The organism is Nonomuraea sp. NPDC050451 (genome assembly GCF_044458585.1).
The window spans coordinates 387,142-408,292 of sequence record NZ_JBITHZ010000005.1 but is presented as its reverse complement, the minus strand read 5'-3'; the positions used below and the strand labels follow the sequence as shown (position 1 = coordinate 408,292).

General features: G+C 70.6%; 16 protein-coding genes. 13 read left to right on the top strand and 3 right to left on the bottom strand.

The features are described 5' to 3' along the window. Nucleotides 1-277 precede the first annotated feature (277 nt). Nucleotides 278-1,495, top strand: a complete 1,218-nt coding sequence (locus ACIBI9_RS20420; RefSeq protein ID WP_397223704.1) for a serine hydrolase domain-containing protein — start codon at nt 278-280, stop codon at nt 1,493-1,495. Here the strand turns inward: ACIBI9_RS20420 and ACIBI9_RS20415 are convergent. Further along, nucleotides 1,492-4,656 carry a BTAD domain-containing putative transcriptional regulator gene (locus ACIBI9_RS20415; protein ID WP_397223703.1) on the bottom strand — a complete coding sequence of 1,055 codons (3,165 nt, stop codon included), beginning with the start codon at nt 4,654-4,656 and terminating at the stop codon, nt 1,492-1,494. The two genes, ACIBI9_RS20420 and ACIBI9_RS20415, sit on opposite strands and share 4 nt — an antisense overlap. A 364-nt stretch (nt 4,657-5,020) precedes the next feature. On the opposite strand from ACIBI9_RS20415, the gene ACIBI9_RS20410 reads away from it, so the two are divergent. Continuing rightward, the gene (locus ACIBI9_RS20410) at nt 5,021-7,096 is read left to right on the top strand and encodes a hypothetical protein (protein WP_397223702.1); all 2,076 of its coding nucleotides are present in this window, start codon (nt 5,021-5,023) and stop codon (nt 7,094-7,096) included. Nucleotides 7,097-7,190: 94 nt separating this feature from the next. Further along, nucleotides 7,191-7,733, top strand: a complete 543-nt coding sequence (locus tag ACIBI9_RS20405) for a hypothetical protein (protein WP_397223701.1) — start codon at nt 7,191-7,193, stop codon at nt 7,731-7,733. Nucleotides 7,734-7,835: 102 nt separating this feature from the next. Here ACIBI9_RS20405 and ACIBI9_RS20400 read toward each other — a convergent pair whose 3' ends face one another. Together ACIBI9_RS20400 and ACIBI9_RS20395 are read right to left on the bottom strand one after the other, a co-directional pair. Then, nucleotides 7,836-10,136, bottom strand: coding sequence for an alpha-L-arabinofuranosidase C-terminal domain-containing protein (locus tag ACIBI9_RS20400; RefSeq protein WP_397223700.1), 2,301 nt, complete (start codon nt 10,134-10,136; stop codon nt 7,836-7,838). Nucleotides 10,137-10,241: 105 nt separating this feature from the next. Then, entirely contained in the window at nt 10,242-11,522 is a 1,281-nt protein-coding gene (locus ACIBI9_RS20395; RefSeq protein WP_397223699.1) for an immunoglobulin-like domain-containing protein, read from the bottom strand. A 115-nt stretch (nt 11,523-11,637) separates the two neighbouring features. On the opposite strand from ACIBI9_RS20395, the gene ACIBI9_RS20390 reads away from it, so the two are divergent. The 10 genes from ACIBI9_RS20390 to ACIBI9_RS20345 all read left to right on the top strand — a co-directional run bounded on the left by ACIBI9_RS20390 (nt 11,638) and on the right by ACIBI9_RS20345 (nt 21,092). After that, nucleotides 11,638-13,164 (top strand): alpha-N-arabinofuranosidase, encoded by a 1,527-nt coding sequence (locus ACIBI9_RS20390; protein ID WP_397223698.1) that lies wholly within the window; start codon nt 11,638-11,640, stop codon nt 13,162-13,164. A 61-nt stretch (nt 13,165-13,225) separates the two neighbouring features. Then, nucleotides 13,226-14,023: a family 43 glycosylhydrolase gene (locus tag ACIBI9_RS20385; protein WP_397223697.1), complete on the top strand. Its 798-nt coding sequence runs from the start codon at nt 13,226-13,228 to the stop codon at nt 14,021-14,023. A 12-nt stretch (nt 14,024-14,035) separates the two neighbouring features. Beyond that, the gene (locus tag ACIBI9_RS20380; protein WP_397223696.1) at nt 14,036-15,073 is read left to right on the top strand and encodes a LacI family DNA-binding transcriptional regulator; all 1,038 of its coding nucleotides are present in this window, start codon (nt 14,036-14,038) and stop codon (nt 15,071-15,073) included. Between the two features lie 33 nt (nt 15,074-15,106). Further along, nucleotides 15,107-16,186, top strand: a complete 1,080-nt coding sequence (locus tag ACIBI9_RS20375) for a LacI family DNA-binding transcriptional regulator (protein ID WP_397223695.1) — start codon at nt 15,107-15,109, stop codon at nt 16,184-16,186. Between the two features lie 180 nt (nt 16,187-16,366). Then, nucleotides 16,367-17,710, top strand: coding sequence for an ABC transporter substrate-binding protein (locus ACIBI9_RS20370; protein ID WP_397223694.1), 1,344 nt, complete (start codon nt 16,367-16,369; stop codon nt 17,708-17,710). A 5-nt stretch (nt 17,711-17,715) separates the two neighbouring features. After that, complete coding sequence (locus tag ACIBI9_RS20365) at nt 17,716-18,630, top strand: carbohydrate ABC transporter permease (RefSeq protein ID WP_397223693.1); 915 nt, start codon at nt 17,716-17,718, stop codon at nt 18,628-18,630. After that, nucleotides 18,627-19,538 carry a carbohydrate ABC transporter permease gene (locus ACIBI9_RS20360; RefSeq protein ID WP_397223692.1) on the top strand — a complete coding sequence of 304 codons (912 nt, stop codon included), beginning with the start codon at nt 18,627-18,629 and terminating at the stop codon, nt 19,536-19,538. Before ACIBI9_RS20365 ends, ACIBI9_RS20360 begins: the two co-directional genes overlap by 4 nt. Before the next feature lie 35 nt (nt 19,539-19,573). Then, a complete protein-coding gene (locus tag ACIBI9_RS20355; RefSeq protein ID WP_397223691.1) occupies nt 19,574-20,569 on the top strand; it encodes a hydroxyacid dehydrogenase in 996 nt (331 codons plus the stop codon). 116 nt (nt 20,570-20,685) lie between these two features. Beyond that, nucleotides 20,686-20,961 (top strand): hypothetical protein, encoded by a 276-nt coding sequence (locus ACIBI9_RS20350; RefSeq protein WP_397223690.1) that lies wholly within the window; start codon nt 20,686-20,688, stop codon nt 20,959-20,961. Continuing rightward, nucleotides 20,958-21,092, top strand: a complete 135-nt coding sequence (locus ACIBI9_RS20345) for a hypothetical protein (RefSeq protein ID WP_397223689.1) — start codon at nt 20,958-20,960, stop codon at nt 21,090-21,092. Before ACIBI9_RS20350 ends, ACIBI9_RS20345 begins: the two co-directional genes overlap by 4 nt. Nucleotides 21,093-21,151 lie beyond the last annotated feature (59 nt).

Genomic DNA, 21,151 nt, shown 5'->3' with positions numbered 1-21,151 from the left:
GGAGGTCGGACGCACTCGGACGCACTCGGACGACAGACCGCGGCGGAAGGTCAGGCGCTCGGACAGGACAGCCAGGGCTCACCGGGTACGGCGGAGCGGTGGCCATGGGGTGCAGGGTCGGGGCGATCCCGGTAGTGCGCTGCCAGCCTGCTGTGTGCGGTTTGTGAGCGGTGAGTCGGAGGGTGGGCTCGTCCGCGTCACCTATCACCGGAGGAACGGGTCAATGTCCCAACGTGTCTCTTCGTCGGCTCGCACGGCCCGGCCACGCCGGCTGCGCATGGTCACAGCTGCCGTACTGGCCGCGAGTGTGGCCGCGGCGTCCCCGGCTGCCGCGGCGGCCACGCCGTACGCGGACAGCGGCGCGCAGGCGCGGCGCGCCCAGATTCAGCAGCTGGCGCGGAAGCTGGTGGATGCCGGGGCGCCCGGTGTGATCGTGCGGGTCGACGACGGCCGGCGGCCGGTCGAGATCGCCGAGCAGGCTCCCTGGACCAGGCGGGATCACGTGCTCAAGGCCGGGGACGAGTTCCGGGTGGCGTCCAACACCAAGACCCTGATGGCCACCCTCGTGCTGCAACTGGTCGCCGAGGGCAAGCTCGTCCTGACCGACCCGGTGGAGGAGTGGCTGCCGGGCAAGGTGCCCAACGGCAAGGCGATCACGTTGCGCATGCTGCTGAACCACACCAGCGGGCTGTTCGACTACACCGAGGACGCCGCGCTCCTGCCGTCGTTCCTCGGCAAGGATCGGCGGCGGTGGACGTCGGCGAAGCTGCTGGCCGTGGGGGTGAAGCACGGTCCGCTGTTCGCGCCGGGCACGAAGTGGTCGTACAGCAACACCAACTACGCCGCGATCGGCGCCATCCTGGAGCGGGTCACCGGGGCGAGCCTGGCCGATCTGGTCCGGGATCGGATCGCCCGGCCGCTCAACCTCAAACGTACTTATTTCGCCACGGACTCCACCTGGCGTGGCCCTCATGCCCACGGCTACGAACGGGATGCCGCCCACATGCCACCGGCTGTGCCGGCCACGTTCAGAAGCTTCGCCGGGGCGCGCCACCACGGACACGTGAACGTCTCCGACAATGACCCCGGATGGGGCGGGGCGGCCGGGGCGGTGGTGTCCACCACGCAGGACTGGTCCCGATTCACCACCGCGTTGATGTCCGGCAAGCTGCTGCCTGATGCCCAGCTGGCACAGATGCGCACCACTGTGCCGGTGAACCCGCGGCAGCCGGACGGGCCCGGTTACGGGCTGGGGATCCAGACCGGTGCCCATCCGTGCGGCACGTTCTGGGGTCACGACGGCGGCATCCCCGGCTACCTCACCACCAGCATCACCGACCGCACCGGCGCCCGCTCGGCGACCGTCCTCATCTCGACGGAGCTCTGGGCCGAGTTCGAGGCCGACCCGAAGATCGCCAAGGCCGCCCAGGCGCTCCAGACGGCCGTGACGTGCACGATGTTCGGCAAGCCCGTGCCCACTGGGGGCTCCCGCTAGCCGACCGGCGCGGTGATGGTCGCGGAGACCAGGGCTTCGGCCTCGGCCCGCGACATCGCCGCACCCGCGGCGTGCGCGGCGGCGAACCCGGCGGCGCCCAGGACAGCCGTGGCCCGCTGTGCGATCGTTCGGACGTCGCCGTCGCGGAGGTCTTCCCGGCCCCGCAGCACGGTAGCTGCCCCGAGCAGCCGTCCCGCTCGCTCGGGCCGGTCGTGGCACAGCTCGATCGCGGCGGCCACGGCCGCGATCGCGGCCGCGACCGGCGTGTGCCAGGTCAGCGTCATGTGTACCGCCGGGTGGTCGAGCCGGCGTACCGCCTCGTCCGGAGCACCCTCCGCGACGTCCACCTGGGCGAGCACGCCCAGCAGCAACGCGGTCAGATGCGGGGTCGACCGGCCGGGTGGCGCGTCGGCCAAGCCGGCCCGGGCGTGCTCGCGGGCCGGCCCCGGTCGCCCGGCCCGCCACTCCAGCCGCGCCAAGCCCAGGCACACCTGAGCTCGCGACTCCGCCGACCCGGCCCGCTCGACCCGGTCGAGCAAGTCCGTGAGCTGCCGCCGCCCGCCGTCCACGTCGCCGGCTTCCGCCCGGTGCAGCGCGGCCGCCACCTCGCTCTCCATGGTGTGCTCGGGCATGCCGAGTTCCTGGAAGTACCGGGTGGCCCGCTCGACCAGCGCGGAGGTACGGGCGGGTTCGCCTGACCGCTGCAACGCCGAATTCAGGGTGCTCAACGTGGTCGCCAGGGCCCACCGCTCGCCGAGTTCCTCGAAGCCGGTCAGCGCGCGCGACAGCAGGAGCGTCGCCTCGACGGCGTGCCCGGTGTTCATGGCCAGCACGCCACGGAGCAGCAGAGCCAGCGACCGGCTCCACGGATCCGTCGGCTCGTCCGGTGCGGCTCCATCGTGTCCTGAACTTATGGCGAGCGCCGACCGGGCCATTTCCAGAATGGGGTGGGTGCCGGGGGCGGCATGCTCCAGCGCCTTCCTGATCTGATCGAAGGCCGCTTCCGCCTCGTCCGGCCGGCTGATGGTCTCGGTGGTGGCGAGCGCGTGCGCGACGACCACCAGCGCGCGTGCCTGCTGCTCAGTCGGGCCGGGAACCTGGAGCACCCGGCCGAGCAGGTCCAGCGACTCCGGCGGGTGGTCCCGCAGGAACCAGTACCAGCACAGCGCGACGCCGAACCGGACCGCCAGGCCGGCGTCGCCGTACTCGACCGCCCAGCGGATCGCGGCCGACAGGTGGTCCCGTTCCGCGGACAGGCGGGCCAGCCAGCGCAGTTGGTCGGACGTGCGCAGGTACGGGTCCGCGGTCTCGGCCAGCTGGAGGAAGAACCTGGCGTGCCGCTCACGTACGACGTCGACCTCGTCACGCCGGGCCAGTCGCGCGAGGCCGTACTCCCGGATGGTCTCGAGCATGCGGTAGCGCGGCTCGACCGGGTCGGCAGGTTGCACCGGGTGCAGCAGGGACTTGTCGACCAGCGCCGTCAGCAGCTCCCGGACGTCGCCCGACCTGCCGATCGCCTCCGCCGCGTCCTCGGCGAAGCTGCCGGGCAAGACCGCCAGCCGTTCCAGCAGCGCTCGCTCGTCGGTGTCGAGCAGGTCCCAGCTCCAGGCGACCGCGGCGCTCAAGGTCCGGTGCCGCGGCAAGGCCGTACGGCTGCCGCCGGTGAGCAGCCGGAAGCGGTCGTCCAGCCGTGCCGCGACCGCCTCGACCGGCAGGGCGCGCAACTGCGCCGCGGCCAGCTCGATCGCCAGCGGCAGGCCGTCCAGGCGGCGGCAGATCTCGACTGCCGCGGTCAGCGCGGTGCCTTCCGGAGCGAAGCCCGGCCGTACGGCGGCGGCCCGGTCGTGGAACAGCCGGACCGCCGCGCAGGCTCGGGCCCGCTCGGCCGTCGCCCCCGGTTCGGGCAGTTCCAGCGGGAGCACCGGGTGCAAGGTCTCACCGTCGATCCGCAGGGCTTCCCGGCTGGTGGCCAGCACCCGCAGCCTCGGGCACCGGCCGAGCAGGGTCCCGGCGAGCGTCGCGGCGGCCTCGATCGCGTGCTCGCAGTTGTCCAGCACCAGCACCAGGTCGTCGTCCGCGAGCGTCTCGACCAGGTGGTCCAGAACGGTATCCGGGGTGACAGGCCGCTGCGGCGCGCCCTCTTCTCGCACCCGCAACAGGTCGAGCACCACGCGGGGCACGTCGTCCGCGCTGACCGGGGCCAGCGGGACGAACCACACCCCGCCGGACGGCGTGAGCCGCCCGCCGATGGTGTTGGCCAGCCGGGTTTTGCCCGCTCCTCCGGGACCGACCAGGGTGACCAGCCGAACTCGACCGAGCAGATCCACGACCCGGCGTACGTCGTCGTCGCGGCCCACGAAGCTGGTGAGCGGGACGTCCAGGTTGCCGCGCGATCGGCGAGGCCGGGGGAGTTCACCGCGCAACACCGCCAGGTGGGCCTCCTGGAGCTGCGGTCCGGGATCGCTGCCGAAACTGTCCGCCAGCAGGCCGCGGATCCGCTGGTAGGCGGCCAGCGCCTCGGCGCCGCGGCCGTTCAGTGCCAGGGCTCGGATCAACTGGGCGTGCAGCCGTTCGCGCAACGGGTGCGCGGCGGTCAGCGCCTCGAGCTCGGCGACCAGGTCGAGGTCGGCACCCAGTGCCAACTCGGCTTCGACCCGGTCCTCCAGCGCGGCCAACCGGGCCCGCTCCAGCCGTTCGGCCTCGGCCGCGGCGAACGGTGCCTCGCGCACGTCCGCCAAGGCAGGGCCGCGCCACAGGCTCAGGGCCTCGCGCAAGGTGGCGGCGGCCTCGGCCGGCCGCGACTGCGCGTACGAGTGCCGGCCCGCGCGGACCAGCCGCTCGAACCGGACGGCGTCGGCCGCCTCCGGCTCTACGGCCAGCCGGTACCCGGCCGGGCCCGAGGTGAGCAGCCCGGGGTCACCCAGCACGCGCCGCAACCGGGACACCAGCGATTGCAGCGCGTGCAGGTGGTCGTCCGGTGCCACCTCGCCCCACAGCGCCTCGACCAGGGTCGCCGGCCGGACGGCACGCCCGGCGTCCAGCACCAGCCGGGCCAGCAACGCCCGCAGCCGCGCGCCCCCGACCCGCGTCGGGCCGGTGGCGGTGTCCAGCGTCAGGGGACCGAGGATGCCGACGCGCACCTGTCCACTCGCATGTGCCATGGCCAGCACTTTGTCAGATATCGCCGCGGCCGCGACCGCACGAGCACGAGGCTGGGGCGCCGGTGATCAGGAGCGGGCCCTGATAGCGGCTGAGACGTGAGTGAGGGCTGCCTCCACCGTCGTCAGTGGCGGATCAGGCCCGTACGCTTGACGGTCGCCAGCAGCGGGGTGGTGTCGATGGCGGTGATCCCGTCCAGGGGACCGACGGAGCCGGTGAGAAAGGTGTACAGGGTGTCGAGGTTCGCGGCTGGAGCGCGGCGCGCGCCAGGCTGTCGTCACCTTCGCCGGCCGGACGTACGGTTTCGCCGACGCCGACGACGGCAGCCTCATAGGCGTCGAGTTCTCACCGGCCGATGGCGAAGCAGTGGGCGGAGAACTGCCCCGCGACGAAGACGAGCTCCCCCTGACGGCGCACGAGCTCGTCATCTCCGCCACCGGCTGGACGGTGGGCGGCACGCGCGGCTCGCCGCCGCTGAGCCAGGACCGGCACTACCTGCGCATGAACGCCAGGAGCGCCATGAAGGCCGCCTTCCTCAGGGACGGCCGGACCGGATCGGTGGCCGGTTATCTCTTGAGCCACCCGGAGATCGGGCGGTACATCGACGGCAGTGAGCAGGACGAGGATCCGAGCGATCCGCCTGAAGTCGAATTCCTTCCGCGGAGCTGGACGGCGCTGCACGCCGTCTCGGCGGCGGCCGCGGTGCTGGTCCTGCTCTACGCCCTCGTCCGGGCGCTCGGCGGCGCGTGGTGGCGCCGGCCGCGCAACTGGATCAGTGTCGTCACGCCGCTGATCGCCTTCGTCGTGGCCGTCGCTTCGTCGGATGAGGGGCTCGTCACGGAATGGGCCTATGTGACGATCCTTGGGGTCGGTCTTCCGCTCCTGTCGCTCGTGTCCGCCGGCCGCGCCGTGAGTGACGCGCGCCCAGCGCTCGTCGCGGCCGGGGCCGCGGCACTGGCCGGCATCGTGCTCGCGCTCTGGGCCCTGTGGATGTTTTCAGGCGAGGCGATGATCCTGTGGTGGTCGGCCGCGGCGGCGGTCGCCACGGGCGTGGTGGCGGCGGTTCCCCAGTGGCGGCGCGCGCTGCCCGTCGTCGCGCTCGTCATGCTGGCCGCGGGCGCGCAGTCCGCGGGACGGGTCGTCGTGGGCGGGATCCTGCCAGGCCCTGTGGTGTGGGTCGCGCTGGTCGCCGTGGGCCTGTCCGTCCTCGCGATCGGCTGGGTCACCGAGGCGAGCCACGTGTGGTCGGCACGTACCGCGGTCATGTGCGCCGTAGGCGTGCCTGTGACGGTCGGGGTCGTGTCCTACGCGGCCCTTCCGGAGTGGACCATGCCGACATGGACTGTCGACCAGGGCCCGATCCCGGTCTGGATCTACCCCTGGGTCACGTATGGCGTGCTGCTGCTGGCCATGACCGCGTTCATCGTCCGGGTCCGCCGCATCGGCCAGGACACCGCCGCTCTGACCACGACGACCACTTACTACACGGCCGTGCTGTTACTGCTGGCGCTGCGCGGGCCGATCGCGCTGTCCTCCGAGTACTTCGGACTGACGCTGCTGCCGGCCTTGGCGGGCATCATCTGGCTCCTGCCCCGCGCCACCGTGGCAGTGACGCCGGTGTCCGAGTCCGAGCACCGGATCCTCGTCCGCGACATGCTCAGGCGCCGCTCCGTCCGCCTCGCCCTGACCGGCCTGCTGCGGCAGGGGCCGACGGGTGACGGCTCGCCATCCGACTTCGAGCAGCAGCGGGCGGCACTGGAACGGGCGAGCGACGAACACGCCGGCCCCGTCGACTCCGACTACGCGCTGGCCACCGTCGCGGGGCGGACGCCGTGGCAGAACGCACTGGCCGCGCTCACCATGGGAACCCTCCTCTCGCTGCCCTTCTCGGCCGTACGGATCCTCGTTTCTCTGGACACCTGGCGTGGCGCGGACACCGAGCCGCTGCTGGCGTCGCTGGCCCTGATCTCGCTGCCCGCCCTCAGCATGATCTTCGGCTACTTCTACCCGCGGGTGCGCGGCGGCAGCCCCATCGCGAAGTCACTCGCACTGCTGATAGCGGCGCTTCTCGTCGAGCTGCCCGTCTACGTCCGGACACTCGTCACCGTCACCGCCGATCCGGTGGTGACCTCAACGCTGGAGCCCACGTCGGAAGAAGCGCTGATCGGCACGCTCGTCGCCGTGGGCAACATCGCGTTCGTCAGCATCGGGCTGGGGTTGTGGTGGGAATGGCGGCTGATGCGGTTGGCCGGCGAGCCGTGGGCGCGCGTCAGGAGCATCCGCACACTGCGTACGCTGGGCGCGCCGATGGCCGCGGTGGCCATCGCCGTCGCGACCACGGCCGCGACCGCCCTCGTCAACAACGTCATCGCCCCGCTGCCCGTCGCCCAGGTGAACAACACCGCCGACGAGAGCACACCGTCCCCCACCCCTCGCCCCTGACGTGGCGTTCCGATTGGTCGTGTTGATGAGTGTGACTCGGCGTTCCCCCGCCGCACCGCGAGCCTAAGCTGGCTGAATGCAGCGCATCCTAGTCGTGGGCATCACCGGGGCAGGCAAGTCCACCATGGCACGGTCGCTGAGCAGTCGGCTCGCCGTGCCCTACCACGAGATGGATGCCCTGTACTTCGCCGGCCCCGGCTGGGCCAAGAACGAGCGGTTTGCCGCTCAGGTCACTGAGATCACCCGGTCTCCCGCCTGGGTCTTCGACTCGTTCGGCTACCCGGAGGTCCGTGATCTGCTGTGGGAGCACGCTGACACCGTCGTGTGGCTGGACTACCCCCGGCGGGTCATCATGCCCCGGATTCTGCGGCGGTCGCTACGCAGGACGCTTCTCCGTGAGTCGATCTTCAACGGGAACCGGGAGACCGTGGCGGAATGGTTCCGGCGGGATCATCCCGCCTGGTGGGCGTGGTCCCAGCACGCGGCGCGACGAGCGGACATCCAGCGGCGCATTCGCGATCCACGCTTTGCTCCTTTGCGTGTTCTTCGCTTCACCACCGTCCACTCGTCTGCCACCTGGCTCAGTTCCGTGGTCACCCGCCGGCCCCGGGGAGACGCCAGTCCGCATTCGGCCTGACCACGCCGGAAACGAGAGCAGCCGTCCTCCGGCGGGACCGGTTGCTGATGCCGTCACGGTCAGCCGGGGCCCCGGTCCCGCTGTGCCGGGTACATCACCGTTTCATTCTGCGGACCTGATCACGGCGGTGACGAACGACCACGGGGGAAGGTCCAATTCGACGTTGTCCCCATGCCCGTCGATCGTGGTGCTGAAGGGGATGACGGGCGAGGCGGTGAACGGCTGTCCGTCGTCCGGGCCCGCGCCGGCCAGTGTCGTGACCTCAGCGGTCGTCATACCGGGTGGCTGGGGGAGCCGTACGGATGCGGTCCGGGCGGCCGGGTGGGCGTTGACGGCGTGGATGACGTACTCGGTCGTGCCGTCGGCACCTGGGCGAGAGGCCGCCCCGGCCACCACCCGGTGCTCGGGCCGGAGGTCCTGCTCGTAGTCATGGCGGAGTTCGCCGTCGACCCATACGCGTACGCGAGGGCCGTCAAGGCGGAGCGCGACGTGCACGGGCACGCCGGAGTGCACGCCCGGCCAGTGATGCGGCCCGTCGTCGTCGTTGGTGATGCCGTCGTCGCTGCGGATGACGGCGGTGGACTTGTTCTGCCAGGCCCCGATGTGAACATGGAGATGGCTGGCGGGCGCCGGCGGGCCCAGTTCGACGGTGAAGCCTTCGCTGCCCGCGTGACGGGTGGCGGTGAACTCCAGGCTTGTCGAGCTCGGGTCGATGACACCGAGCTCGACGCTCTGCCCGTTCGGGCCGGTGGCGGTGCCGGGGCAGGGGAAGCCGTTGAGCAGGATGCCGTCGTAGCTGGTCTCCGCTCCTGGCGAGCGCAACCGTACCGCACCGGTCTCGGGCAGCCTCACCGATTCGGGACTGACGCCGTCGATCGTGACCTGGTGCAGGTGGGCGCCGCGGTTGCGGGAGAACAGGTGCTGGACGTGGTAGGAGGCCGATGGCAGCACCTGGGTGGCGGTGAAGTAGATCAGGTCGGGGGTCCACTGGGTGTGCCCGATCCTGGCGAGCAGGGGTGCGTAGGAGGCCATCCGGACCACGTCGGGGCGGCGTTCCAGGCCGATCATGAAGGCGGCTTCGGCGAGCGCGGAGCGGATGGTGTTGCTGCGGGCGGCGTACTCGCCGACGTAGACCTGGGGGCCGGGCGGGTAGGCGGCGTAGCGGTCGACGTTCTGGTGGAACCAGCGCGGGTTGCGGTAGCCGTGCTCGTCGACCATGGCGATGCCGCGCGTGCGGGCGACGGCCCAGCCGGCCTCGTGGTCGCGGCCGGAGAACTGCGGGCCGGAGGTGCCGATCACGCGGATCTCCGGGTGGTGTGTGCGTATGGCGTCCTCGATGCGGGCGTAGCGGTCACGGAAGTCCTCGGTGATCTCGTCCTCGTTGCCGACGCCCAGGTAGCGCAGGCCGAACGGCTCGGGGTGGCCGAGCTCCGCCCTGCGCGCACCCCAGGCGGTGTCGAGGTCGCCGTTGGCGAACTCGATGAGGTGGAGCACGTCCTGGATGTAGGCGTCCATGGCGTCGTCGTCCATGGCCTGGGCGCCGCCGGGGTAGTTCTGGCAGCACACGCCTGCCGCGACCACCGGCAGCGGGGTGGCGCCGGTGGCCTGGCACAGTTCGAAGTACTCCAGGTAGCCGATCTGCCGGGACTGGTGGTAGCCCCAGAGGTTGGGCAGCTGGACGCGCTCGTGGCGCGGCCCGATCGTGGTCTTCCAGTGGTAGAGGTTGTCCAGGCCCAGCCCGTGCGCCAGGCAGCCGCCGGGGAAACGGATGAAGCTGGGCCGCAGCTCCTTCAGCGCCTGCAGCAGGTCGGGGCGGAAGGTGAGGGGCCGGCCGTCGGGGCCGGTCGGCCGCAGCGAGACGTGATCGAGGTCGACGGTCAGGCCGGGCGGGACGGCGATGCGCAGGCTGCCCCGTCCGTCGGCCGTCGCGGTGAGGGGCGTCTCGCATCGCTGCCAGCCGCCGGACGGCACCAGGACCTCAGCCCGGGCGAGGTCGCCGTCCTCGCCGGTGATCGAGATCGCCACCTTTCCGTGCTCCCCTTGGGCGCGGGCGAAGAACGACAGCCACAACGCCTGTCCGGCGGTGGTGCCGATGCCGTCCCATCCGTCGTTGACCAGGGTCACCGGCCCGGCGAGGCGTACATGGTGGGCGTTGTCGGGATGGATGGGAGCGTCGGTCCTGACCTCGACGCTGTCGGCACCGTCGGCGTTCCACGCAGTCAGCGGGTGCCAGCCGTCATGGTCGGCGGCCGTGAACTCGAAATCGCCGTTGCGCACGCATTCGGCGTTCAGCCCGCCGTCCAGGGCGTCGTTGAGGTCCTCGATGAACAGCCCCCACAGCTCGGGAGCGACGGGCCCTTGGGCCGGGCCGACATTGATGGTGATGGGCTCGCGGGTGGTCATGTGAGGCGTCCTTCCACGCTGATGAAGGAAAGCAGCGAGACCCTTTTCCGCCATAGCGAACGTTTTCTATGAAGGGCCGCGCTGTTCACGGGTTCCATCGTCGGCTCAGCGCATGAGCGCAGAGCCGGCCAGCCGTTCGTATTCGCTGACGCGCAGCGGCAGGACCGCGCCGTGCTTGGTGTTGGGTGGGATATCGGTCTCCGCGGCCGGTACGCACCGCCAAGCGTCCGTGGTGACATCGGCGTTGGCGAACGGGACGTATCCGTGGAAGTCCGGCCCGAAGTGGTCGGCGAACATCAGCCACCCGTCGCCCGAGTTCCGCCGGAAGATCAGCGGCCCCTCGTAGGGGCGGTGTCCCCCCGTGGCGCGGAAGGTCAGGGCCGAGCCGATGCGTTCCCACTGCTTCGCGGGCGTGCCGAGGGTCGGCGCCCCCTCGGCGAAGACGTCGCCGAGGGGCTGGCCCAGCTCGTCGAGGTCGCCCGCGACCTCGCCTTTGACGAACCGGACATAACCGTTGGCGGTCCTGGCGATCGTCGCGTCGAGCAGCCCGGCGCCCGCGAGGGAGGGGTCGAGGTCGGGGTCGATCCAGACGCGCGGCTCGGAGAAATGCCAGAAATCCCGGGTGTACGCCCCGAGGATCTTCGAATGCGGCACATGCGTACGGTCCGCCGACTCGTACAGGCAGGAGGTCCAGTGCACAAAATAGGCGTCGGCCGTGTCGTCCCAGATCGCCTCGGGCGCCCAGGTCATGCCGGCGGCCTCGCCGGACACCAGGACGTGCCGCTGCTCGCCCCATTCGAGCAGGTCGTCGCTGCGCCAGATCTCGATGTGGCGGCTGCCCGAGCGAACGGCGTCGGCCCAGTCCGTCGTGTGGACGTGCAGGTCGGTGGCCACGATGAAGAAGCGGTCGCCCTCCGGCGAGCGGACGATGTGCGGATCGCGCAGGGCGCCGGTCCCCTCCTTGCTGACGAGCAGTGGCCGGCCCTGGTTCATCCGCCTCCAGCGCAACGGGTCGTCGCCGTCGCTCAGGGAGAAGAAGATCTGCTCGCCTCCGTCCTCGCGGCTCTCCACGAAGTGGACCAGCAGGTAGCCGAAGAGCGGCTCGGGCGACGGCAACGGCGGGACGGTCACGACGTGCACGTCTTGCATGCCGGTGGCGCCCACCGTGAGCGTGACCTCGATCGGCGGGCTTCCGGCGTCGGGACGCCGTACGCGGCCGTCGGGACCGACCACATCGGGATGCGACGTCTCCCACGTCAGGGTCGTGCCGCCGATGGCGCCGGGGAGGTGCAGAGCACCCTTGACCCGCCTTCCGGGCGAGAGCTGTCGATCGAGGAGCAGCGAGGCCGACCGCAGGGCCTCCGTGCCCGGATGTGTGTTCTTCATGTTGAGGGGTGCCCCTTGTCTGTGCCGCAAAGGATTTGTAACGTTACATGCCCGACACAGGGCAGTGCTAGATCCCACCCCCCACTTCGCGACCTTCAAGGAGATCGTGGCCGCCATGACCTCTTCCGCCTCCATCACCGTTGACCGCGCGGCCGTCGTCGGCCCCGTACGCCGCCGCCTGTTCGGCGCGTTCGTCGAGCACGGCGGGCGCGGTGTCCACACCGGCCTGTACGAGCCCGGGCATCCGACCGCCAGCGAGGACGGCTTCCGCGGCGACGTCCTCGAACTCGTCAAGGAACTCGGCGTGACCACCGTGCGCTACCCGGGCGGCAACTTCGTCTCCGGCTACCGCTGGGAGGACGGCATCGGCCCGCGCGAGCGGCGTCCCCGCCGCAGGGAGATCGCCTGGCACGCCACGGAGACGAACGACATCGGCATCGACGAGTTCGCCCGCTGGGCGCGCCTGGCCGGCAGCGAGCTCATGCTCGCGGTGAACCTCGGCACCCGCGGCATCCAGGAGGCCCTGGACCTGCTGGAATACGTCAACGGCGCACCGGGCACGACGCTCGCCGACCAGCGCGCCGCCAACGGCAGCCCCGATCCGTACGGGATCAGGACCTGGTGCCTGGGCAACGAGCTGGACGGGACATGGCAGCTCGGCTACATGACTGCCGACGACTACGGCAAGCTCGCGGCCAGGACCGCCCAGGCGATGAACGCCGCCGAGCCGGGGCTGGAGCTGATCGCGTGCGGCTCGTCGTGGACGGGGATGGCGACCTTCGGCGAATGGGAACGGGTGGTGCTCGAGCACGCCTACGATCACGTGTCGCACATCTCCTGCCACGCCTACTACTTCGAGAAGGACGGCGACCTCGGCTCCTTCCTCGCCTCCTCCTTGGACATGGAGCACTTCATCCGGACCACCGCGGCCACGGCCGACCACGTCAAGGCCAAGCTGCGCAAGGCCAGGACCATCGGGATCTCCTTCGACGAGTGGAACGTCTGGTACCAGGGCCGCCCGCCCACCGAGTCCGAGGCGCCGGACGCCGCGCGCATCAAGGCGGGGGAGTGGCCGGTGGCGCCGCGCCAGCTCGAGGACGTGTACTCCGTGGCCGACGCGGTGGTCGTCGGCAGCCTGCTGATCACGCTGCTCAGGAACGCCGACCGGGTCGAGTTCGCGAACCTGGCGCAGCTCGTGAACGTGATCGCCCCCATCATGATCGAACCGGGCGGGCCGGCCTGGCGGCAGACGACGTTCTTCCCGTTCTCGCTCACCGCCCGCTTGGCCACCGGGGTCGTGCTCGCCCCGCGCATCCGGACCGGAGCGTACGACAGCGCCCAGGGCGCCACACCGCTCGTCGACGCGGCGGTGACGTTCGACGAGGCCGCGGGCTCTGCGGCGATCTTCCTGGTCAACCGGGGGATGACCGGCTCGCAGACCGTGACGATCGACGTCACGTCACTTGGGCTCACGACCGTCGCGCAGGCGCTGACGCTGCACGACGACGACGTGTACGCCAAGAACACCCTCGCCGACCAGACCCGGGTCGGCCTGGCGAAGAACGACTCCGCCGCGTTCGCCGACGGTGTCGTGACGGTGGAGCTGCCTCCGGTCTCCTGGACGGCACTCGCGCTTTCGTGAGTTGATACGCCAGGAATTTGTATCGATACAATCAACCATTTGTCCAAGGAGGGATGCGTCCATGTCTCATGACGTCCAGGTCGGCCCGGCGGCGGACGGCACGCCGTCGGCTCTGGGGCTCCTGCTGGCCGATCCCTCCCTGCTGGTGGCACAGGGCCGCTACTGGCTCTACCCGACCACCGACGGCCACCCGGGCACCGCCATCGACCCGTCGGTGTTCACCGACGACGACGGCGTGACCTACCTGTACTGGGGCAACGCCGTCCCCCTGAACGACGACCTCATGTCCTTCGACCCGGCCAAGGTCGTCTCCTGGGTGCCGACCGCCTTCCGCGAGGCGGCCACCGTGCACCGCCGCCACGACCGTTACTACCTGTCCTGGTCCGAGAACGACACCCGCGAGCCCGACTACCGCGTCCGCTACGCCGTCGGCCCGGGCCCGCTCGGCCCCTGGGAAGACCGCGGCGTCCTGCTGGCGAAGGACACCGAGCGCGGCATCCTCGGCACCGGCCACCACGCGGTCCTGCGCGTCCCCGGCACCGACGACTGGATCGTCGCCTACCACCGTTTCGCGATCCCGGATGGGGACGGCACCCATCGGGAGATCATGTTCGACCGGCTCGTCCACCGCCCGGACGGCGATCTCGAACCGGTCACCTTCGCGCGGACACCGATCCGCGTGCCCCTCCCCCCCACGGCTTTGCTCGGAAGGCTGATGCTCGGCAGATCGGCCGCGGTGTTCGCGGCCGCCGTCCTGGCGCCGGCCGGATGCGGATCGGGCGGCGGTAAGACCGTGCTGAGTCAGCGGCACATCGTCAACGGGCTGCCTCCGAGGCAGTGTCAAGGGTTGAGGCCGTGAAAGGATGTCGAGGTGGTGACGATACAGGACGTGGCGAAGGCCGCCGGGGTCTCGCCGATGACCGTTTCCCACGTCATCAACGACCATCCGCACGTCAAGGCCGAGACGCGCGAGCGCGTGCTGCAGGCCATCGACAAGCTCGACTACCGGGTCAACGTGGCGGCGCGCAACCTGCGCACGGGGCGTACCGGGACCATCGGGCTCGCCGTCCCAGAGATCGACCGCCCGTACTACGGGCAGCTCGTTGCGAAGATCATCGCGGCGGCGGCGAAGCGGGATCTGAAGGTCGCCATCGAGCAGACCGGCGCCTCGCGCGAGGGCGAGCTCGCCGCGCTCGCCCTGTCGCGCAACCGGCTCTACGACGGCCTCATCCTCAGCACGGTCGGGCTCGGCCCGGCCGACACCGACCTGCTGAAGGTCGACTTCCCGGTGGTGATCCTGGGGGAGCGGATCTTCGACGGGCCGGTGGACCACGTCGCCATGCCCAATGTCGAGGGCGCGCGGGCCGCCACAGCGCACCTCATCGAGCAGGGCTGCCGCCGGATCGCGGTCATCGACGGGCCGCAGCGGGGCGAAGTCGACGTCTCCAGCCTGCGCCACGACGGCTACCGCGAGGCGTTGGAAGAGGCGGGTCTGCCCTTCGACCCCGAGCTGGTGGCCCCCATCGACGCGCTCACGATGGAGACGGGAGCGGCCGCCGCGCGCCGGCTGGCCGGCTCCGGGATCGCGTTCGACGGCGTGTTCTGCGTAACCGACACGGTCGCGATGGGGGCGCTGCGCGGCCTGGCCGACTGCGGGATCCGCGTCCCGCAGGACGTCAAGGTGATCGGCTTCGACAACATCGCCGAGGGCGCCTACCTCGTGCCGTCCCTGTCGTCCGTCGACCCCGACCACGCGCTCATGGCCAGCACGGCCGTCGGGTTCCTGGCCAAGCGGATCGCGGAGAAGGGGAAGAACAGGCAGGTCGCCCGCGAGTTCATCAGCCGCTTCTCCGTCGTCGCCCGCGAGTCGACCGGCGGGGTAGACAGGACGCGGCCGGCATCGTGGTGACCGCGGACGGACAACGTTCTCTACACTGGTGGGGTGGCCAGACGAAAGAACGACGCGCCCGACGATCCCGACCGCCGCCAGAGCACGATCAAGGATGTGGCCGAGCTCGCCGGCGTCTCGCTGTCCACGGTCTCGCGCGTGGTGGCCGGCAACTACCCGGTGGCCCAGGCCACCCGGTTGCGGGTGCAACGGGCGATCGAGGAGCTCAACTACATCACCAACACCCACGCCCGCGTGCTGGGCGGCGGATCGGCCCGCACGGTCGGCTTCATCGTCAACGACGTGCGCGGTGCGGCCTTCGCCGAGGCCGTGCACGGCGTCGAGCAGGAGGCCGCGCGCCGTGGGCACATCTGCCTGGTGGCCACCACCGACGGAGATCCCGCCCGCGAGCTGGCCGCGATCCAGCTCATGCGCGAGCAGCGGGCCGCCGCGGTGTTCCTGATCGGCGGCGCCACTGACAACGCCGCCTACCGGGCTCGGATGGCCGACATCGCGCGCTCGCTCGACGCCGCCGGGTCGCGGCTGGTCCTGTGCGGCCGCCCGTCCCTGGGCGACGGGATCCCGGTAACCGTCGTCGAGTACGACAACGAGGGCGGCGCCTACGCGCTGACCAGCTTCCTCGTCGGCCGCGGCCACCGCAGGATCCTTTACGTGGGCGGGGATCCCGAGTTCACCACCACCGCGGGCCGGCTCTCCGGTTTCCGCCGGGCGATGGGCGACCTCGGCTGCCCCGTGGACGAGAGCCTGCTGGAGCTCGGCACAAGATTCACCCGCGCGTCGGGCTACGAGCGTGTCAGCGCCCGGTTGCGGGGGGAGCGCGACTTCACCGCGGTCTTCGCCGAGACCGACGTGATCGCCGGCGGTGCGATGGCCGCCGTCTTCGACGCGGGCCTCGGCGTCCCCGAGGACGTCTCCATCGTCGGCTACGACGACATCCCCCTGGCCACCGATCTGCGTCCCGGCCTGACCACCGTCCGCGTGCCCTACGAGGAGCTGGGCCGCGCGGCCGTGCGGGCCGCCCTGGACCGGCCCGCGGGCAGGGCGGAGCAGCGTCAGATGCTCGGCGCCCACGTCGTCATCCGCCGGTCCGCCGACCGGCCGTCCCTGGCGTAGACAGCGTTCTCGGCGAGAGACGCCGCCACGTTACAGCTCTTCATGGAGCCGTCACCAGGGCCATCGGGCGTAATGGGAAATTTATCCGCTTGAAATCTTGCCCTCACGGTAAGGGAGTTCTACGGTCTCCGTAGACAACGCTTTCTATAGCCGCCCCCAATTCTGCGAAGGAGCGGTGCCGTGAACCGCATTCCAACGAGTGCCCTCGCCGCCGGACTGACCATGGCCGTCGTGCTGACCGGCTGCGGCTCCCCGGAGCCCGCCGCCCAGGAATCCGCCGCCCCGGCGGGCGCGGGCACCGGACCGGTCACCGTCACCTGGTGGTCGTGGGACGAGAGCAAGTTCCTCGACCCGGTGGTGGCCAAGTTCAACGCCACCCACGACCACATCAAGCTCAAGGTGGTCAAGCAGGCCGACAATCCCGGCACCGCGGCCAACCTGCGCAACGTCGTCGCGGCGGGACAGGATGTGCCCTGCCTGGTGAAGGCCTTCGGCGAGGTGCCCGGTCTGGTCGGTGAGGGACTGCTGGCCGACATCACCGAGGTCTTCCAGCCGTACACCACGAAGGGCCTGTTCAACGAGGCATCCTTCCCGGGCGCCAAGGCGGGCGACCGCTTCTACGGCATCCCGACCGGCTTCGCGCCGGCGTTCATGGTGATCAACCGGGCCGTGTACGACAAGCACGGCGTCGCGGTGCCCAAGACGTGGGACGACGTGATCGCCGCGGGGAAGGAGTTCAAGAAGCACGGCGTCTACGTGATGAACCTCGCCGGCGAGGACCCCTCCACCCTGATCAACCTCGTTCAGCAGGCCGGCGGGTCCTGGTACGCGATCGAGGGCGACAGCTGGAAGGTGGACTTCCTGTCGCCGCAGTCGCTCAAGGCCGCCGACGTCGTGCAGCGGCTGGTCGACGGCGGCCTGGTGGCCAACCAGACCTACCAGGACCGGCCCGCGCTGATCAGCTACTTCGACTCGGGCAAGATGGTCTCCCTGCCGACCTCGACGTGGCAGCTCGGTAACTACGAGCTCAACTACAAGAAGTCGCTGGGCGACTGGCAGCCCATCGACCTGCCCCAGTTCGCCGACGCCCCCGCGTTCGTGACTCAGGCCCACGGGGGCGCGCTGCTGGTGCCCAAGGGCTGCCCGAACACCAAGGAGGCCGTCGAGGCCGGCGTGTGGATGACGACCGGCAAGGACGCCATCGACGCCTCCTACCAGCAGGACACCAAGCAGTACGCCTGGCCCGGCGCCGTCCCCGACCCGTCTCCGTGGATCGACTCGGTGGTGCCGGAGAAGTTGTTCGGCGAGCGCAAGGGCGAGGCCAAGGGCGTGATCCTCAAGGCGACGCAGTCCGGCCGGGACCCCTGGGTGGTCGGCCCGAACTTCACGGGCGTCTTCTCCGAGCTCCAGGACCAGTGGGCCAAGATCGTCACCAAGGAGATCACCGTCCGCCAGGCCCTCGAGCACATGCAGAAGTTCACCGTCGACGACCTGAAGTCGAAGAACATCAACGTGCGGGGCTGAACGTCATGGCCATCACCGCGAGCCCCAAAGCGTGGCGGCGTACCGCCGCGCTGCAGGGCGCCTCGTTCACCATCCCGTTCTTCCTCGGGTTCGGGCTGTTCAGCGTGGTGCCGATCGTGCTGGCGCTGCGGGAGAGCGTGTTCACCGAGAAGAGTTCGGGCCTCGGCTTCGGCCCGAAGACGGTCGAGTTCGCCGGGCTGGACAACTTCCTGCGCGGCATGGCCGACGCCAAGTTCTGGGCGGGCATGGGCCGCGTGGGTCTCTTCGCGGCCATCAGCATCCCGCTCATCCAGATCGTGAGCGTCGTCATGGCGCTGCTCCTGGACGCCGCCTCACGGCGAGTGGCCGCGCGCTTCCGGCTGCCGCTGCTGATCCCGTACATGATCCCCGGCATCGTGGCCACCCTGATCTGGATCTACCTCTACAGCCCCGACGTCGGTCCGCTGACCCCGTTCTTCGCCCTGCTCGGGATCGACGCCGACTTCTACAGCGGCGAGCTGATCTGGGTGTCCATCGGCAACCTCATGGCCTGGGGAGCCATCGGCTTCAACATGCTCATCGTCTATGCCGACCTGCAGTCGGTGCCGCGCGAGATCTTCGAGAGCGCCCGCGTGGACGGCGCCTCCGAGCCGCGGATCGCCTGGTCCATCAAGGTGCCCATGATCCGCCGCTCGCTGGTGCTGACCACCGTGCTCAGCATCATCGGCACCCTGCAGATCTTCAGCGACCCCATGCTCTTCCGCTCGATGACGCCCGAGACCATCACCCGCGACTTCACGCCGATCATGGCCATCTACGACTGGGCCTTCGCGCAGGGCGACTTCAACTACGCCGCCGCCCTGTCCGTCATCCTGGCCCTCGTGGTCGGCGCGGCCTCGGCCGTCTTCTACCGCCTCACCAACAAGGCCCCCACCTCATGACGACTGCCACCACCGCGAAGCGTCCCGCTGCGTCGGCCCCCGCCACGCCGGCCGGACGGCACGCCCGGCCGCACAAGGCCAGGACCAAGGTCGCGGTCATCACCGGCCTGGTCGCCTTCACCGTCTACTCCGTGGCGCCCGTCTGGTGGCTGATCGTCGCCGCCACCAAGAGCCAGTCCGACCTGTACACCACCAACGCGCTGTGGTTCGCCGAGTTCCGGCTCTGGGACAACCTGCAGGGGCTCTTCACCTACCAGGACGGGATCTTCCTGACTTGGATGGGCAACACGCTCCTGTACGGCCTGGCCGGCACCGCCGGCATGACCCTGGTCAGCGTGGCGTGCGGCTACGGCCTGGCGATGTACCGCTTCCGCGGGCGCGGCGTCATGATGGGCGCCATCATCGGCTCGTTCCTGGTGCCGGGCGCGCTGCTGACGATCCCGTCCTTCCTGCTCTACACGGACCTGCGCCTGATCGACACGCCGTGGGCGATCATCGTGCCGAGCTTCTTCAGCGCCTTCTCCGTCTACCTTGCCAAGGTCTACGCCGAAGGCGCCATCCCGCTCGAACTGCTCGAGGCCGCCCGCATCGACGGCGCGGGGGAGTACCGCATCTTCTTCCTGATCGGCGCCAGGCTCATGTCCACCGGCGCCGCGACGATCTTCCTGCTCGGCTTCGTCGGGTCCTGGAACTCCTTCTTCGGCCCACTGGTCTACCTGCGCGACCAGTACAAGTGGCCGGTCATGCTCGGCCTGTACTCGTGGCTGAAGGTCAAGGTGGACAACTCCACCGACCTCACCGGCCTGGTCGTCGTCGGTTCGATCATCTCGCTGATCCCCATGGTCGCCCTGATGATCTCCCTGCAGCGCTATTGGCGCTCGGGGATCACGCTCGGCAGCCTCAAGTGACCACCGCCACACCTGCTGAACACGGGGACCCGTCTGTGACCCATCGCCGCCCGAAGGCGCTGCTCGCCATGCGCCAGGTGTACGTTCCGCGGCTCTTCCCGGCCGCCGTCCGCGACCGGATCGAGCGGCACGCCGACGTCGACGCGGCCTTCGCCGCGGAGAGCCTGGACGACCCGCGCGCCGCCGCGCTGCTGCCGGAGCTGGAGGTGCTCATCACCGGCTGGGGCTGCCCGCCGCTGGACGACGCCTTCCTGCGCGCCGCCCCAAGGCTGAGGGCGGTCCTGCACGCGGCCGGCAGCGTGAAGGCACACGTGACCAAGGCGGTCTGGGACAGGGACATCGCGGTCACGTCGGCGGCCCAGGCCAACGCGGTCCCGGTGGCGGAGTACACGCTCGGCGCGATCCTGCTGGCCGGCAAGGGCGCGTTCCGGCTGCGCGAGCGCTACCGCGGCGACCGCACGTTCACCGTGGCCGAAGTGGTGCCGGACTCCGGCAACTACGGCCGCCGCGTCGGCATCGTCGGAGCCTCCCGCATCGGCCGGCAGGTCATCTCCCACCTGTCACGACACGACTTCGAGATCCGCCTGTACGACCCGTACGCCACCGCCGCCCCCGTGCCCCGCCTGGGCCTCGAGGAGCTGCTGGCCACCAGCGACATCGTCAGCCTGCACGCCCCCGCGACCCCCGAGACCCACCACCTGCTGGACCGCGACCGGCTCGCCCTGCTGGCCGACGGCGCCGTCCTCATCAACACAGCGCAGGGCTCCCTGATCGACACCGAAGCCCTCATCGACGAGCTCAAGACCGGCCGCATCTCTGCCGTCATCGACGTCACCACGCCCGAACCGCTCCCCGCCCACTCGGCGCTGTTCGAGCTGCCCAACGTCTTCCTCACGCCGCACATCGCCGGCTCGCAGGGCAACGAGCTGGCCCGGATGGGCGCGGCGGTCGCCGACGAGCTCGAACGCCTGGTGACCGGCGTCCCCCTGCTGCACCGCATTCGCTACCAGGACCTCGACACCGCGGCGTGAACGACACGTCCGCCGCCGCGGCTCGAGTCCGCGCCAAGGCGGCAGCTCGCCGATCCGCCCGCCAGGGGTGATCAGTGGCCTGTTGCCCGGGCCGGCGAGCGCGGGATCCTGGACGCGTGCAGACACGACGATCCGCCTCCGAACCGCCGACCTCGCCGCTGCTGGAGCGCATCCGCGCCGGCGTCATCGGCGACGACGAGGTGCTGCAGGGCCCGTACGGACCGCGCCGCATCATCTACGCCGACTACACCGCCTCGGGCCGGTCGCTCGGCTTCATCGAGGACTTCATCCGCGACCACGTCCTGCCGCGCTACGCCAACACCCACACTGCGAGCTCCGGGACCGGGCTGCAGATCAGTCGATTATCGAGGCGGCCGAGAAGCTGCCGATGAGCCTGGAGGAGGCGCGGGCCATCCTGGCGGCCCGCTCCGACGAGATCGACCTGCGCCCGCCCGGCCTGCCGGACGACTTCGAACGGCTGCGCTGGTTCCCGCTGCCGTCCGCCTGCCTGGCCACGACCTGACCGGTCGCCGCGCCGACCCCGTACCGAATCACCGCAGATCGTCATCGAGCGGGGAGGGA

Coding starts and splice junctions, on each gene's coding strand:
- ACIBI9_RS20420 (WP_397223704.1), top strand. CDS start 278: ATGGTCACAGCTGCCGTACTGGCCGCGAGTGTGGCCGCGGCGTCCCCG.
- ACIBI9_RS20415 (WP_397223703.1), bottom strand. CDS start 4,656: ATGGCACATGCGAGTGGACAGGTGCGCGTCGGCATCCTCGGTCCCCTG.
- ACIBI9_RS20400 (WP_397223700.1), bottom strand. CDS start 10,136: ATGACCACCCGCGAGCCCATCACCATCAATGTCGGCCCGGCCCAAGGG.
- ACIBI9_RS20395 (WP_397223699.1), bottom strand. CDS start 11,522: ATGAAGAACACACATCCGGGCACGGAGGCCCTGCGGTCGGCCTCGCTG.
- ACIBI9_RS20390 (WP_397223698.1), top strand. CDS start 11,638: ATGACCTCTTCCGCCTCCATCACCGTTGACCGCGCGGCCGTCGTCGGC.
- ACIBI9_RS20385 (WP_397223697.1), top strand. CDS start 13,226: ATGTCTCATGACGTCCAGGTCGGCCCGGCGGCGGACGGCACGCCGTCG.
- ACIBI9_RS20365 (WP_397223693.1), top strand. CDS start 17,716: ATGGCCATCACCGCGAGCCCCAAAGCGTGGCGGCGTACCGCCGCGCTG.
- ACIBI9_RS20360 (WP_397223692.1), top strand. CDS start 18,627: ATGACGACTGCCACCACCGCGAAGCGTCCCGCTGCGTCGGCCCCCGCC.
- ACIBI9_RS20345 (WP_397223689.1), top strand. CDS start 20,958: ATGAGCCTGGAGGAGGCGCGGGCCATCCTGGCGGCCCGCTCCGACGAG.